This is a genomic window from Streptomyces sp. MS19, from assembly GCF_047200595.1.
Taxonomy (GTDB): domain Bacteria; phylum Actinomycetota; class Actinomycetes; order Streptomycetales; family Streptomycetaceae; genus Streptomyces.
The window spans coordinates 301,016-314,836 of record NZ_JBJZOH010000001.1 but is presented as its reverse complement, the minus strand read 5'-3'; the positions used below and the strand labels follow the sequence as shown (position 1 = coordinate 314,836).

General features: G+C 73.0%; 16 protein-coding genes. 10 read left to right on the top strand and 6 right to left on the bottom strand.

Translation table 11 applies throughout. The features are described 5' to 3' along the window. Positions 1-421: 421 nt before the first annotated feature. From ACL02R_RS01450 to ACL02R_RS01440, 3 genes are all read right to left on the bottom strand, one after another. Positions 422-628 carry a DUF397 domain-containing protein gene (locus tag ACL02R_RS01450; RefSeq protein ID WP_412794945.1) on the bottom strand — a complete coding sequence of 69 codons (207 nt, stop codon included), beginning with the start codon at positions 626-628 and terminating at the stop codon, positions 422-424. Further along, positions 625-1,494 (bottom strand): helix-turn-helix domain-containing protein, encoded by an 870-nt coding sequence (locus ACL02R_RS01445; protein WP_412794944.1) that lies wholly within the window; start codon positions 1,492-1,494, stop codon positions 625-627. The genes ACL02R_RS01450 and ACL02R_RS01445 overlap by 4 nt, the downstream gene beginning before the upstream one ends. Positions 1,495-1,769: 275 nt before the next feature. Then, the gene (locus tag ACL02R_RS01440) at positions 1,770-2,147 is read right to left on the bottom strand and encodes a hypothetical protein (RefSeq protein WP_412794943.1); all 378 of its coding nucleotides are present in this window, start codon (positions 2,145-2,147) and stop codon (positions 1,770-1,772) included. A gap of 319 nt (positions 2,148-2,466) precedes the next feature. Between ACL02R_RS01440 and ACL02R_RS01435 the strand changes: the two genes are divergently transcribed. The 8 genes from ACL02R_RS01435 (at position 2,467) to ACL02R_RS01400 (ending at position 10,026) form a co-directional block, all read left to right on the top strand. Further along, the gene (locus ACL02R_RS01435; protein ID WP_412794942.1) at positions 2,467-2,961 is read left to right on the top strand and encodes an NUDIX domain-containing protein; all 495 of its coding nucleotides are present in this window, start codon (positions 2,467-2,469) and stop codon (positions 2,959-2,961) included. A gap of 74 nt (positions 2,962-3,035) precedes the next feature. Then, complete coding sequence (locus ACL02R_RS01430) at positions 3,036-4,484, top strand: protoporphyrinogen/coproporphyrinogen oxidase (protein ID WP_412794941.1); 1,449 nt, start codon at positions 3,036-3,038, stop codon at positions 4,482-4,484. Further along, complete coding sequence (locus ACL02R_RS01425) at positions 4,481-5,581, top strand: hypothetical protein (RefSeq protein WP_412794940.1); 1,101 nt, start codon at positions 4,481-4,483, stop codon at positions 5,579-5,581. Before ACL02R_RS01430 ends, ACL02R_RS01425 begins: the two co-directional genes overlap by 4 nt. Beyond that, a complete protein-coding gene (locus tag ACL02R_RS01420) occupies positions 5,578-6,147 on the top strand; it encodes a hypothetical protein (RefSeq protein ID WP_412794939.1) in 570 nt (189 codons plus the stop codon). Before ACL02R_RS01425 ends, ACL02R_RS01420 begins: the two co-directional genes overlap by 4 nt. After that, positions 6,144-7,184: a glycosyltransferase family 4 protein gene (locus tag ACL02R_RS01415; RefSeq protein WP_412794938.1), complete on the top strand. Its 1,041-nt coding sequence runs from the start codon at positions 6,144-6,146 to the stop codon at positions 7,182-7,184. Before ACL02R_RS01420 ends, ACL02R_RS01415 begins: the two co-directional genes overlap by 4 nt. After that, positions 7,181-8,767 carry a hypothetical protein gene (locus ACL02R_RS01410; protein ID WP_412794937.1) on the top strand — a complete coding sequence of 529 codons (1,587 nt, stop codon included), beginning with the start codon at positions 7,181-7,183 and terminating at the stop codon, positions 8,765-8,767. The genes ACL02R_RS01415 and ACL02R_RS01410 overlap by 4 nt, the downstream gene beginning before the upstream one ends. A 36-nt stretch (positions 8,768-8,803) precedes the next feature. After that, a complete protein-coding gene (locus tag ACL02R_RS01405) occupies positions 8,804-9,274 on the top strand; it encodes an NUDIX domain-containing protein (RefSeq protein WP_412794936.1) in 471 nt (156 codons plus the stop codon). A 5-nt stretch (positions 9,275-9,279) separates the two neighbouring features. Further along, a complete protein-coding gene (locus tag ACL02R_RS01400; RefSeq protein WP_412794935.1) occupies positions 9,280-10,026 on the top strand; it encodes a phosphotransferase family protein in 747 nt (248 codons plus the stop codon). 37 nt (positions 10,027-10,063) lie between these two features. Here the strand turns inward: ACL02R_RS01400 and ACL02R_RS01395 are convergent, their stop codons facing one another. Beyond that, complete coding sequence (locus ACL02R_RS01395) at positions 10,064-10,273, bottom strand: glutamate ligase domain-containing protein (protein WP_412794934.1); 210 nt, start codon at positions 10,271-10,273, stop codon at positions 10,064-10,066. A gap of 675 nt (positions 10,274-10,948) precedes the next feature. Next, positions 10,949-11,530, bottom strand: a complete 582-nt coding sequence (locus ACL02R_RS01390; protein WP_412794933.1) for a TetR/AcrR family transcriptional regulator — start codon at positions 11,528-11,530, stop codon at positions 10,949-10,951. Between the two features lie 129 nt (positions 11,531-11,659). Between ACL02R_RS01390 and ACL02R_RS01385 the strand changes: the two genes are divergently transcribed. Together ACL02R_RS01385 and ACL02R_RS01380 are read left to right on the top strand one after the other, a co-directional pair. Beyond that, positions 11,660-12,514, top strand: a complete 855-nt coding sequence (locus tag ACL02R_RS01385; protein ID WP_412794932.1) for an NAD(P)H-binding protein — start codon at positions 11,660-11,662, stop codon at positions 12,512-12,514. A gap of 157 nt (positions 12,515-12,671) precedes the next feature. After that, a complete protein-coding gene (locus ACL02R_RS01380; protein ID WP_412794931.1) occupies positions 12,672-13,250 on the top strand; it encodes a DUF305 domain-containing protein in 579 nt (192 codons plus the stop codon). An 18-nt stretch (positions 13,251-13,268) separates the two neighbouring features. Here the strand turns inward: ACL02R_RS01380 and ACL02R_RS01375 are convergent, their stop codons facing one another. Further along, positions 13,269-13,730, bottom strand: coding sequence for a MarR family transcriptional regulator (locus ACL02R_RS01375; RefSeq protein ID WP_412795162.1), 462 nt, complete (start codon positions 13,728-13,730; stop codon positions 13,269-13,271). Positions 13,731-13,821: the final 91 nt, after the last annotated feature.

The following is a 13,821-nucleotide window of genomic DNA, read 5'->3' as shown; positions in this document are numbered from 1 at the left end:
TCGGACGCGGGTGCCACACTCGCGGAAGTGCTGCGGGCGGCCGAGGAGTTCGCCGATGTGTATGCGTCGTCTCTGCCGGAGGACGACGCGGCGCGCGGTGACCTCGAAACGGCCCTCGGCACGTTCCGCACGGCGGTTGCTCACACGCAGGTGCTCATCGGTGGGTGGCTCGATGGGCACACAGTGTATGGAGGTGGGGGGTGTTTGGGTGCCGCACAAGTCGGCTGCATGGGAGGAAGTTTGACGCCGTGGGCGCTTGGTCCGGGGGACGGGGCGGCTTGTGCGGAATGGTTCATCCGGCCGGGTGACGGCGTGCGATTGCGCGGCTTCTGCATTCGGCACCGGACGATGGGGAAGGAGATGCCGACGGCACCTCCTCAGTACCCATGAGGAGGTGCCGTCGGTCTGAAGCGGCGCGAGATCAGATGATCTGCTCCGCGATGGCTGCCGTGAAGATGTTCCAGGCGGGGGCGGAGAGGTGCAGGCCGGGGATGGTGGTGTCCTTGGAGTCACGGACGGCCAGTCCGCCGGGGATGTCAGCGACCTCCACGCAGGCTTCGCCGCCGTTGCTGTAGGTGGACTTCCGCCAGCCGGCGGGTACCGGGGCGGTGGTGCGGTGCTGGTTCACGGGGTGCTTCCTTCCATGGCCTTCTTGATGGTCTCCCGGGAGTCGTCCACGGGAAGTGCGGCGGCGAGAACGCGGTCGAAGGCGGTCTCGAAGACCTTCACGTCGTCGTCCGCCTCGACGAAGTATCCGCCGCGCAGATTCTCCAGGAACACGACAGTGGGCCACGGCTGCGGAAACCGGACGACTTCGAACAGCCCGAGCATGCCGGGGTGTGCGGTGGCGGCCAGCGGCATGATCTGGATCGTGATGTTGGGCAGGTCCGCCATCTCCAGCAGGTGCCTCAACTGCTCGCGCATCAGCGGCGGATGGGCGGCCGAGCGGTAGTACAGGGCGGACTCGTGGATCACCGCCCACAGTTCCAGCGGCCCCTGGGGGCGGGTGAGGATCGCCTGGCGGGTCTTGCGGACCTCCGCGAGAGCGACGACCTCCTCAGGGCTTCGGGTCAGGGCGGTAGCCGCGATGATCTCCCGGGCGTACGTGCCGGTCTGGAGCAGTCCGGGGATCAGGTTGGAGGCATAGATGCGGGTGGACTCCGCGTCATCCTCCAGCGAGATGTGGTCCTTGTAGACCTGTGCCATGACGTTTCCGTAGGTCTGCCACCAGCCGCGCTTGCCTGCGTCCCGGGCCAGACCCTCCAGGGCAGCGACCAGTTCGTCGTCCCGGACGCCGTAGGAAGCGAGCAGAGGCCCGAGCTCCGCCGGTTTGATCTGGGCTTTGGCGTTCTCGATGCGGGACAGCTTGGTGGAGTCCCAGCCCATCGCCGCCGCCGCGGTCTCCAGGCTGAACCGGGCCTGGTTCCGCAGATCTCGGAGATGTCCGCCGAGACGCCGCCGGCGGAGGGTCGGAACGGGCTTGATGGTCGGCATATACGCAGAGTCCCCTTTCGGGTATCGGGGGCAGCGATCCGGGTTCCCGCTGGCCTTTTGAGGGAGTCGAAAGCCCTTATCAGGGTGCAGTTTGCCTGCACCCGGGTTCGCAGGTCCATAGAACTCCCGTTCTTTCTTTGGGAAATGAATCCGCAACCTTGTGAACACTGGATGCAGGCGTGCATGGTGGTCTTCAGTAGCTCGCGCGACTGCTGACCTTCAGCTCGCGGTCAGTCGCTCCGCGTGGTCTCGCGCTGTCCGGAGACGTCCTCGGATCAAGGACTGATCTCATGCCCGGAAGACTCACCCAGCCCCCGCCCGCCACGGCGCCGGTCCTGCCTGATTCTGGCGAGGTGGGCCGGGACGTGGCGCTCGCTCTCGCACTGGCGAACCACGGCCGGCCCGAGGGCGAACTCGTAGCGGTCCTCCGCCGCCGTCTGTGCGGTTATGTCCACGCTCTGGTTCCTGAAGCCCGTTCCTGTGCCGCCGCTGTGCCCGACGCGGCCGAGCGGTCCGAGCAGCAGGCGACCATCCGCCAGACCGTCGCTGTCGCCACGGCCGGAGGACGGGCTGGTTCTGATGCCGCCCAGTCCCTGCGCGTCCTGGCCAAGGCTGCGGACACCATCGCGCGCATGGCTACGGGCTGGCGCCATGCAGCCCTCCGCGTCGCTCCCGACGACGGCCCGGCCGCCTGTGACAGCACCGAGGGGCCCACCCGGGAGTGCCGGCGGTGATCCGGTCTCTGCGCCGCGCCAGGCTCATGGCGGCAGCGTTCACCGGCCCTCTGCTGATCCTGGCCATCGGCTTCGGTATCGGTTTCGTTCTCGCCGCGGCGTGGGCGACCTCCCCATAGCTCTCCGCCATTCCGACAGACCTGCGTACGGCCCTGTGCCGCCCGCCGAGCAAGCCGCCAGCCACCGCCCTTCCCGGCCGGGGCAGGCGGCACCGTTACCCAGCGACCAGGAGGTCACCATGCACGACAGCGCCGATTTCACCGCTCCACCCGGGAGGCGCCTGGGCGCGCTCGCCCTGTTCCGCAACGTGCCCGGGGAGGTGCGGCTGGTGGAGAAGGCGTACAAGTCCGGGCCCGGCAGGTGGAGCCTGCCCGGCGGCTGTGCCAAGGAGGGTGAACCGGCACCCGTGGCCTGCCAGCGAGAGATGGAAGAAGAGACCGGGTTGTGTGTCGTGCCCGGCCGGACCCTGCTGATCCACCACATGCCCGCCGAGAACGACAGCAAAGAGGGCGTCAATGTGGTGTTCGACTGCGGCATGTGGCCCGAAGACCACCCGGTGGCGCTCGGACCTGAGCTGACGTCATACCGGCGGACTGCGCCACAGGCACTGCCCCGACTCGTCGCCCCGTACACCCAGTGGCGCATCGCCGCCGCGCTGCACATCCTCAACAGCGAGGCACCACAGGCCCCGGGGGTGCCGTATCTGGTCGGCCACGCTCCGACTGCCACCTGATCGCCGCATCCGGCCGGCCCGCACCGGGCCGGCCGGATGCTGGATGCCGTCCGTTCCTGACAAGGGAAATTTCAATGCCCCGTCACCACACCGTGCACGGCCGGATCGTCATCCTGGGGGCTGGGCCCTGCGGGCTGGCCTGCGCCGACGAACTGAACCGCCTGGGCTTCACCGACTGGCTGTTACTGGAATCCGCTCCCCGCCCGGGAGGACTGGGCTCCTCGGTGACCGATCCGGCGGGCTTCACCTGGGACCTGGGCGGGCACGTGGTGTTCTCCCATTTCGGCGAGTTCGACCGGCTGCTGTCCGGGCTGTTCACCCCCGGCGAGCTGCTGCACCACGACCGGTCCTCGTTCATCCGCTACGGGGACCGGTGGGTGCCCTACCCCTTCCAGCATCACCTGCACGCGCTGCCCTCCGGCGAGGCCGAAGCCGCCTTGGCCGGCCTCTTGGCGGCCCGCGACGAACGGGGCGGCACACCGGCCGACGCGGCAGACTTCGCGTCCTGGCTGCACGCGATGTACGGGACTGCGCTGGTGGAGCAGTTCTTCGCCCCCTACAACACGAAGGTCTGGGCGACTGCGCTTCAGGAGATGGCCGCCTCCTGGGTGGCCGAACGGGTCGCGCCCGTCGATGTGAACGCCGTCCTCGCCGCCTTCCAGAACCCGCAGGCCCGCGCGGGCACCGGCCGGTGGGGGCCGAACGCCACCTTCGCCTTCCCCGCCCGCGGCGGCACCGGCGAGATCTGGCGCCGCCTGGCCGCCCGCCTGGACCCCAGCCGGGTCCTCACCGGCGCCCACGTGACCGGGGTGGACACCAGGTCCGGGCACATCGTGCTGGCCAGCGGCGAACGCCTCTCGTATGAGCACCTGGTGGCCACCGGCCCGCTGGACGAACTCGTCGCGATGACCGACGACGCCCCCGCAGAGGTGCGGGCCGCCGCCCGCACCCTGCGGCACACCACCGTCGCCATGGTCGGCCTGGGATACACCGCGCCCACCACCGACGAACGCTCCTGGCTGTACTTCCCGCAGCCGGACATCCCGTTCTACCGGGCGACGAACTTCAGCAAGTACGCCCCCGCCAACGTCCCCGCCTCCGACACCGCCTCGCTGTGCTCCTGGATGACCGAGACCGCCATTCCGCCGGACACGCACATCGACCCGTCGGCCCTTGCCCGCGCCTGCGACCAAGCCCTGCGCCGCTGCGGCCTGGTCCCCGAGCGGGCCGAACTGGCGTCAGTGCACGTGGAGATGATCCCGTACGCATACCCCGTGCCCACCCTCGGCCGGGACGCCGCCCTGGACGTGATCGTGCCGTCGATGGAGATGCGGGGCATCCACCCGCGCGGCCGGTTCGGCACCTGGCGGTACGAGATCGGCAACATGGACCACGCGGTGAAGATGGGCATCGACATCGCCCGTCACCTCGTCACCGGCGCCCGTGAAGAACTCCTCCACCCCACCACGACCGCCCCCGCCTCCGTCTCCCGGTCGGCGACCGGGACCAGGGAGGCGTCATGACGGCACCCGTGGGCAGCGCACCAGCCCGCGCCGCGTTCGCCGGGCACCGCTTCACCATCCACGCCGAGGACGGTTTCGGCCTCAACCAGTGGGACTACCTGCTCAGCTTTCTCCCCCACACCGGCTCCGCGCCCGTCTGCGGGCAGGTGACTGATATCCGGGTGCGCTCCAGCCATGATCTGTTCCACGACCGCGCGTCATGGCTGGCCGCCGCCCCGGGGCAGACTGTCACACCGTTCCGCGACGAGCCCTACCAGCGTGTCCGGCTGGGCGAGGTGACCTGGTGGTGCCCGGCGCCCGGCTCGGGGCTGCGTCCGGACCACCTCTACGCCAAGGACGGCCAGGGCCGGGTGCACATCGTGCTGCGGCCCGAGGCCGAACGCGGCGAGCGGTACCTGATGCGGGTGATCCGGGAGATCGTCCTGCGCTGCGGCGAGCACCGGGGCTGGATCGCCTTCCACGCCTCGGCCACCGCCATCGCCGGGGCAGGGGTCCTGATCCCGGGCCCGTCCGGCGCGGGCAAGACGACCGTGCTGGCGGCCCTGGCCGCCCACGCCCGCGCCGACCTGATCGCCTCGGACCGCGCGCTGGTCACCGAGGACGCCGCCCGTGTGGTGGGCGTACCGCTGTCGGTGCGGATCGCCGGCGGCACTCTCGCGGCCCTGGACCGGGGCGCGCTGGCGCTCCCGCACCCCGGGCACCGGCTGCCGGGAGGCTTCCGGGCCGTCCGCAAGGCGGCCTTCGCCCCGCGCGACTTCGCCTACGCGGCCCATGCCCGGGTGCGGGAGTCGGCCCCGCTGGCTCTGGTCGTGCTGCCCCGCCTGAGCGATGACGACCAGCCGCTGACCGTTGCCTTCCCCAGAAGCGGTGGCCTGCTGTCTCAGCTCGCCGCGGCCTGCTGCACTCCGCACGACGAGGACTGGCTCCAGCCGTGGTTCGCCGAACGCACCCGCAGCCTGGGCGACTTGCGCAGGGGGGCGGATGCCGTACTGGGCGCGATGGCGGCCGGGGTGCCGGTGATGACGCTGACGGCTGGAGTGCGCACCCCGCACCTGATGGAACGGATCGCCGACGCCATCACCGGGAGGCTGCCGTGACGTTATCCACCCCGCCGCGGCGGATCGCGCTGGTCGGCCCGGTGGCCTCCGGAAAGAGCACCCTCGCAGCCGCCGTCGCGGCCCATACCGGCCTGCCACACCTGGGCCTGGACACCCTGTTCTGGGGACCGGACTGGACCCCGGTGGCGGCGGGGGAGTTCCACGCCCGGGTGCGGAACGCGCTCGCGGCCGGGAAGTGGATCGCGGACGGCAACTTCGGCGGCCAAGCCGGCGAGATGCTGCTGGCCCGCGCAGAACTGGTGATATGGCTGGACCTGCCGCTGCGCGTCTGCCTGCCCCGCCTCCTTGCCCGATCGCTGCGGCGGGCCGCCACTGGGCAGGAGCTGTTCGCCGGCAACCGCGAGACCTTCCGCCACCTGCTGGCCCGCGACTCGATCCTGTGGTGGGGCCCGGCCCACCACCACCGTCACCGCCGCCGCTGGGCCACCGCGCTGGCCCAGGCCCGCGCCGCAGGCACCCCGGTGGTGCACCTGAGCCGTTCCCCGGCCATCGTCCCGGCCCTTTCCGCCTGCGGTCTCCTGCCAGCCCGAAGCGAGGACATGTGACCCTGCCCCTGACCGCATCAGTCGTCCGCGTCCCCTGGCACACCCGCCACGGCGGCTACGACCGGCTGCTGGACTACCTCCCCGCCGGTGTGCGCGTCATCAGGCCGCCCGCCACCGGCCCGGCCCGGTCGGCTGCGACGCTGGCCCACCGCGTCCTCGCCCGGCGCTGCCCGCTGCCGTTCTACCCGCCCGAGCACTTCGCCACCGACCTCGCCGTGCTGGCGGCCCGGGGCCCGGCTCATGTCCTTTACGGCGAGGAACAGTTCTGGTTCTCCCGCCACCGCACCGCCCCCACCGCCGTCACCTATCACCAGCCGCCCGCCCACCTCGCCGGCCTTCTCCCGCACGCGGTGTGGCAGCGACTCGCACCCCGCGCCGATCAGGTCATCGTCCTGGCCCCCGACCAGCGCGAGTTCTTCACCCGCTACCTGCCGCAAGAGCGCGTGCACCTGGTGCCGCACGGCATCGACACCGACGCCTTCACTCCCGGCGGCGCTCCGCCCCCGGATGGCCGACCGCTGGTCCTGACCGTCGGCTGGTGGCTGCGCGACTGGCCCGTCCTTCACGCCGTACACGATGCGCTGCACCGCCGCCACGGCGCCGGCATCGAGCTGGCCGTGGTCACCCGGCAGGCCGCACGACGCCGCTGGCACCCGGCCGCCCGTGTCCTGGAAGGCATCGCCGAAGACGAGCTGATCGCGCTCTACCGGCGGGCGGCGGTGCTCCTGCTGCCCCTGACCGGCGCCAGCGCGAACAACGCGCTGCTCGAAGCCCTGGCCTGCGGCACCCCCGCCGTCGCCACCGACACCGGGGGCATCCCCCACTACACCGGCACATCCCCCGGGACGGTGCTGGTCCCGCCCGGCGACCCCCGCGCCGCCATCGAAGCCGTTGCCACGGTCCTGGGTGAGTGGGGAACGGCCGCGCACGCCGAACGCCGGGCCGCCGCCCGCGCGCGGGCCGAGCACTTCTCCTGGCCCCGCATCGCCCGCCAACTCGGTTCCATCCACGCCTTGTTGCAAGGGGAGGGCCGGTGACGGCCGCCGGGATATGGCTGCACGTGGCCGTCCCCGTGCTGGTGACCGCGCTGGCAGCCCGCGCGGTGTGGGCCGCGGCATCCGTGGAGATGTGCGCCCGCTGGCTGCTGCGCGCGCCCCGCCCCACGCCCCCGGCAAAAGATGTGCCGTGGCTGGTGGTGCTGCTGCCCATGCTGCGGGAACAAGCCGTCGCGCCCGCCACCGTCGCCGCCTTCACCGCCCTGCCCTACCCGCCCGGCCGCGCAGCCGTGGTGGTCATCACCACCGAACGGGAGACCAGCGCCCGCGCCCGCCAGCGCGGACAACTCCCCGCTCTCGCCGGGCTGGCGCCGCTGGAACCCGACCGACTGCTCGGCCTCTTCCCCGCCCACCGCTGCAAGACAGTCGCGCAGGCCGTGAACGCCGCCGCGCCCGGCGACAGGCTCACCGTGCTGACCGGGCTGTTCGACGCCCAGCCCACCACCGCACAGACCATCGCCTCCCTGGCCGCCGCCCCGCCGGAACCCGGCGGTCTGCCGCTGGTCCACCTGCACCAGCCCGATACCGGCGGGCGCAAGGCCGGACAGCTCAACCACGCGCTCGGACGCCTCGATCAAGTCCTCGGTCCCCTCGGCTGGAGCGAATCGACCGACGCCCAGGCCACGTTCATCACCGTCTATGACGCCGACGCCTGCCCGGACGCCCGTACTCTGCACGCCTTCGTCGACGCCGCCCGTGCCCACCGGCAGCGCACCGGCCGCCCGCCGGCCCTCATCCAGCAGCAGCGTCTCCCGCTCGCCGGCCGCCGCCCCTTCCCGCACGGCCCGCTCGGCGTGGTGCTGGCCGGGGAGTGGATCTACCAGCTCCGCCGCTCCCTCGGGATCGAACTCGCCCGTGTCCGTCTCCACCACCGCCTGGCCGCCTCCCGCCTGCCCGAACCGGTGCGGATGTGGGCCCGCCCCATGGTCTACGCGGTCGGCTGCGGCATGGCCGTCCACCTCCCGGCCGTGCGCGCCCTGGGCGGCTTCCCCGAGCCCATGGAGGACATCGGCACCGGGCACCGGCTTTCCCTCCTCGGTGCCCCGCTCACCGCCAGCCGTGCCATCGTGCTGGACGAGCCTTACACCCACCCCGGCGGGCTGGCCAACCTCCACGCCCTCGCCTTCACCGCCTCCGCCCGCCCCGACCGCCACGCCGCAGCCGTCGCCCACCTCCCCGCCCACCTCCCCGCCGCCTCGCGGTTGGTCCTGGTGGCCCGGGAATGGGCCGATGAGGCGGCCTGGCTGCTCGGCGCCCCACTGACCGCCGCCGCGGCCGCTTCGTCCTGGTGGGCCGGACCCGGCTGGGCCGCCCTGGCCGCCGCCGGCGTCCTGCTGCACTGCCCTCTCCAGACCGCCCGCCTGCTGGCCCTCGCCCCCGCCCTGTACAACACGTTCACCCCGCCCCCGGGCATCACGTCACCGCCCTCACCCCCGGCCCGGCGCCGGGCCGTCCTGATCGCGGCAAGTCCGCTCCAGCCGTTCGTGCGGCTGGTCGGCCCATGGCGGCACCTGATCCGCCTCACGGCACGGCGGCAACGCGCGTTCGGGAAGACTGAACGCTGACAACCCCGTTCTGTCACACCTACCCCGGAGAGTCCCATGACCGACGCCCCCGCCCCGGTGATCCGTACCGCCGCGAAAGCCGTCGTCCTCCACGACGGCCGTATCCTGCTCCAACGCGCCACCTGGGACGGCCAGGAATGCTACTTCCTGCCCGGCGGCGGCCAGCAACCCGGCGAATCCTTCGCCGCCACAGTCGTCCGCGAAGTCCACGAGGAAACCGGACTTGCGGTGCGCGTCGAACAGATGCTGTGGCTGCGCGAATACATCGGCGCCCACCACGACGGCGACCCCGCCGACCACCGCGTCGAAGCCATCTTCGCCTGCACCCCCACCAGCGACCCCGGACAACTCGGCGGCCACGCCCACGACGACCTCCAGACCGGACTGGAATGGGTCCCGCAGGAGAAAGTCCCCGCCCTCAACCTCCTGCCCCACGCCCTGCGCGAGCCCATCGCCGCCCTGGCCACCGCCACCCCCGAAGCCCGCTACCTCGGCGACATCGCCTGAATCCGGTGACCGCAATCGACGGCCAACCTCCGCCGGGGGCCCGAGAGATCACCACCGGCCAGGCCAACCGCGTCTGGCACACCGGCGGCCCCGCCCCCTACATCCTGAAGCACTACACGGACCCCGGCCGGGCCGCCAACGAAGCCGCCGCCCTCACCCTCCTCGCCCACCACCAAGCCCCCGCCCCCCGACTGCTGGCCGCCGACCCCACCACCACCCCCGCGTGGACCGCGCAGCAAGCCATCCAGGCCGAGCCGGTCCCGGCCAGCGAACTGCCCAGGCTCCTCGCCCGCCCCCTCGCCGCCATCCACCGCATCCCCGGCCCCCACGCCGGGCGCCTCGCCGGCGCCCGGCACCACCCCACCTGGCCCGCCTACCTCCACGACCGCCTGGGCGCCTACACCGCCGCCGCACCCCGCCTCGCCCAAGCCGCCGCCCGTCTGCACCAGGCCGTGGACACCGCCCTGCTGGAGACAGTAGAACCCCGGCTCCTGCACCACGACCTCCAGCCCGGACACCTCATCCAACAACCCGACGGCACCCACCTGCTGCTCGACTGGGAACTCGCCGCCTACGGCGACCCCCTCTCCGACCTCGCCCGGCTCGCCGTCCGCCTCCACCTCCCCGACCCCCTCCTCGCCCTGGCCCACCAGCCCAGCAGCCCCCACACCGAACGCCGCATCAAGCTCTACTGGCACATCCACCGCCTCGCCGACACCGCATACAGCACCGGCCCCAGACAACATGCCTAACTTGCCTCAACCATTGCCAGCAAAAGTGCTTGACAATCTAGATGGCGATGGTGCCGACCGTGACCAGCACCCGGATTCCGGGGGCGGCGAGCGCGCCGACCCTGCGGTGCTCGACGGCGGCGCCGGGGCCGAGTTCGTTCATCTCTCCCAAAACCGCGAGGGTGCGCCGACCGCCGGACAAGGCGGTGAGGGCGTCGAGGGCGGCGCGTACGGAATCGGGGTTGGCGTTGAACGCGTCGTTGATCACGGTGGCTCCGTCGGGCCGGTCTGTGATCTCAATGCGGCAGGACGCCACGAGGGTGGCGTGGGAGAGTACTGCGGTCGTCTCCTCACCCCGGCTCCCAGGGCCAGGGCACCGCGGCTGCCGCGAGGGCGTTCTGTACCTGGTGGGCGCCGTGCGCAGGCTTGACCCAGTGGGCCTCGTCCATTCCACTGGATGCCTCTCTCACCCGCAGGAGCGTTCTGTGGCTTTCCGTGTCGCGTTCGCGGTCCGCCCGGGGCAAGGGGAGCCCGCGTTCAGGCGTTCGGCCTCGGGGATATCGTGGTGAGCGGATCGGGCGGGGCGGTCTGCTCACGGGGGCACGTGCCGGACCAGGGGATGTTGATCCATGTCGCTGTCGCTGGCCTGTTCGACGGGCTGCGGCGGTTCGCGGCGGGTGTCCGCCGCGGTGGCGGGAGAGGCGGTGCTTGGGAGTTGGTGGGGGGGACTCGTCGTTCCGCCTGGACTTCCGCCTGACGCGCGCGGGCCTGCTCCGGGTCTCCCGGGGCCGTGCGGTGCTCGACGAGTCGGACGCGGGTGCCACACTCGCGGAAGTGCTGCGGGCGGCCGAGGAGTTCGCCGATGTGTATGCGTCGTCTCTGCCGGAGGACGACGCGGCGCGCGGTGACCTCGAAACGGCCCTCGGCACGTTCCGCACGGCGGTCACGGGCCGGCCGCGACGCCCAGCCCGTCGATCATGAAGTTCAGCTGCCGGTCCGCCTGTTCGGCCGGGAGTTGGTCGCGCAGCCAGGCCGCCGCGCTGATCAGCGCGAAGACGTCCTGCGCGGTCACGTCCTGCCGCACCGCCCCCGCCGACCTGGCGCGTGCCACCAGCAGCTCGCCGGCCGCGCTCATCCGCGTGCAGGCGGCGTGCAGTTCCGAGGCCGTGTCCTCCAGGCTGCCGAGGTACTGGCCCGCGAGCCCGCTGTAGACGGCGCCGTGGGCCGTGACCGCGCGCATCCACCGGGCCAGGGCCGCGCCCGGCTCGGGGTCGGCCGCCAGCGTGTCGCCCAGTTCGTGCACCGCCTCCTGCCGGTCGCGCAGCAGCGCTTCGAGCAGCGCGCCGCGGGTCGGGAAGTGCCCGTAGAGCGTGCCGATGGCGACGCCCGCGCGGCGCGCGACGAGTTCCAGCGACGCCTGGGCACCCTGCTCCTCGAACACCTCCCGCGCCTCGGCGAGCAGCCGCTCGCGGTTGCGCCGCGCGTCGGCGCGCATGCGGCGCGGCGGACTGGCGGATGGGGTCACAGGGGCACTGTACCGGTTCGCCCGGCTGGTAAGTCGAGGGGCCCTCGGGGTATAACTGCCGGACAAGCCGAGGGGTCCTCGTTTTCGGTGGGCGGCCCCGCGGCCGGGACAGGAACGACAGGGAGAGACATGACGATCGTGGTCACCGGTGCCACCGGTTCCATCGGCAGGCACCTCGTGCGGCAGCTCACCGACGCGGGCGCCGACGTCCGCGCGATGGTCAGGGACGAACGCGCCGGAGCCGCCCTCGGCTGCCCGTACGCCGTGGGCGACTTCGACCGGCCCGAGACGCTGGCCGCCGCCTTCGCGGGAGCCGACCGCCTCCTGCTCAACAGCGCGGGCGCCATACCCACCACCGGCCCCCAGCCGATGGTCCGGCAGCAGAAGGACGCACTCGACGCGGCGTCGGCCGCCGGGATCACCCGCGTCGTGAAGATCTCCGCCCTCGGCGCGCGGCCAGGCGCCAAGCTGTCCCTGGGCGCCCACGCGGAGATCGAGGCCCATCTGACCGCGTCGGACATGGAGTGGTCCCTCCTGCGGCCGACCGGCTTCATGCAGAACTTCTTCACCGGCCAGGGCGGCACCACCGTCACCGGGGACATCGTCGGCCCCTACGGCGACGGGCGGGTCGCGTACGTGGACGCCGCCGACGTCGCCGCCTGCGCCGCCGCGCTCCTCACCGGCGGGAAGGGCGCGGGCGAGGCGTACACCGTCAGCGGCCCCGAGGCCCTCACCCACGGGGAGATCGCCGCGCTGCTCACCGCCGCGCTCGGCCGCCCGGTCGCCTACCGCGACGTCCCGGCGGCGGAACGGGCCGCCGAGCTGACCGCGCAGGGCCTGCCCGCCGCCTTCGTCGCCGACCTGGTCGAGCTGTGGGCCGAGATGGCGGCCGGGGCGCAGCGCGAGGTCACCACCGCCGTGCGGGACCTGACCGGCCGCGAGGCGCGGACGTTCGCCGCCTTCCTCCGGGACGCGGCGGCGTAACGCGCCCGGCTCCGGCGACGCGCGGGCGCGGACCGGGCGGAACTTAGGATGAGCCGCATGGCCGTCACGCGACGTCGGCGCATACCGGCGGAACCCTTCCTCCCCGTACGCAGCCCGCAGCCCGCCCCGCACGCGCCGCACCAGGAGCCGCACCTCCATGACCGCACACCGCCCCCAGGCCCGCAGGGCCGCCCCGCTCCGCCGTGTCCTGACGGCCGTCCTGGCCACCCTCCTCGCCCTCCTCGCCGTCACGGCCTGCTCAGGCGCTGACCGGGACACCGCCGACGCCGCGCCGCGGGGCGTGCCGGGCCCGGCCGACCCGGGGAGCACGGAGCACAACGCCGCCGACGTCGCCTTCGTCCAGGCGATGGTGGCCGGGCACCGGGAGGCCGTGGCGCTCGCCGAGGCCGCCGCCCCGCGCGCGGAGTCGGCCGCCGTGCGCGCGCTCGCGGAGCGGATCGCCGCCTCGCAGGGGCCCGATGTGGCGAGGATGACCGGCTGGCTGGACGACTGGGACGAGGAGGTGCCCGCCGCGGGCGACGGCGGCGGCGACGGGGCGCTGTCCGACCGGGCGTTCCTCACCGGGATGATCGACCGCCACCGGGACGCCGTGGACCTCGCCGGCGCCGAACTGGCCGACGGCGTCCACCGCCCCGCCCGCGAACTGGCCAGGGCCGTCGTCAGGACCAGGACCGCCGAGATCGGCGAGATGACGGCGCTGCTCGCGGAGGACTGACCGCACGGCGGCGGGGCGTCAGCCGGTCGGCGCCCCGCCGCCGGCGGCGTTCCCTTCGGCGGCGTCCTCGGCGAGCGACTCCCGCTCGTACGCCAGCATCGTCCGGACGAACAGGGCACGTTCGGCGGGCGTCAGCGGCTCGAACGCCTTGCGCCACGCGACCGCCCCGTTGGCCAGCCACCGCTCGATCGCGCCGCGCGTCAGCGCGTCCTCGGTGATCGACACGATGGTCCGCCGCCGGTCGGCCGGGTCGGGGCGGCGGTCGAGCACCCCCTGGCGGCTCAGGTCGCCCACCATGAGGCTGACCGTCGTCGGCGCGACGTCGAGCCGCTCCGCCAGCTCGCCCACCCGCAGCGGGCCGTCGAACAGCAGGTACGCCAGCAGCGACAGGTGCCGCGGCGCGAGGTGGAACGACCGCAGCCGCTCGGGCAGCGGCGTCCGCTTCAGCCGCCCGATCACCCGGGGCATCTGTAGCAGCATCGCCCGGACCGCCTGGTCGGACGTGAGCGCGCCCGGCGCGTCACGCCGCCCGCCGCGCTCCCCGTCCCGGCCGTCGTCCGTCATCCCTGCC

Coding starts and splice junctions, on each gene's coding strand:
- ACL02R_RS01445 (WP_412794944.1), bottom strand. CDS start 1,494: ATGCCGACCATCAAGCCCGTTCCGACCCTCCGCCGGCGGCGTCTCGGC.
- ACL02R_RS01440 (WP_412794943.1), bottom strand. CDS start 2,147: ATGGCGCCAGCCCGTAGCCATGCGCGCGATGGTGTCCGCAGCCTTGGC.
- ACL02R_RS01435 (WP_412794942.1), top strand. CDS start 2,467: ATGCACGACAGCGCCGATTTCACCGCTCCACCCGGGAGGCGCCTGGGC.
- ACL02R_RS01430 (WP_412794941.1), top strand. CDS start 3,036: ATGCCCCGTCACCACACCGTGCACGGCCGGATCGTCATCCTGGGGGCT.
- ACL02R_RS01425 (WP_412794940.1), top strand. CDS start 4,481: ATGACGGCACCCGTGGGCAGCGCACCAGCCCGCGCCGCGTTCGCCGGG.
- ACL02R_RS01405 (WP_412794936.1), top strand. CDS start 8,804: ATGACCGACGCCCCCGCCCCGGTGATCCGTACCGCCGCGAAAGCCGTC.
- ACL02R_RS01385 (WP_412794932.1), top strand. CDS start 11,660: ATGACGATCGTGGTCACCGGTGCCACCGGTTCCATCGGCAGGCACCTC.
- ACL02R_RS01380 (WP_412794931.1), top strand. CDS start 12,672: ATGACCGCACACCGCCCCCAGGCCCGCAGGGCCGCCCCGCTCCGCCGT.
- ACL02R_RS01375 (WP_412795162.1), bottom strand. CDS start 13,730: ATGCTGCTACAGATGCCCCGGGTGATCGGGCGGCTGAAGCGGACGCCG.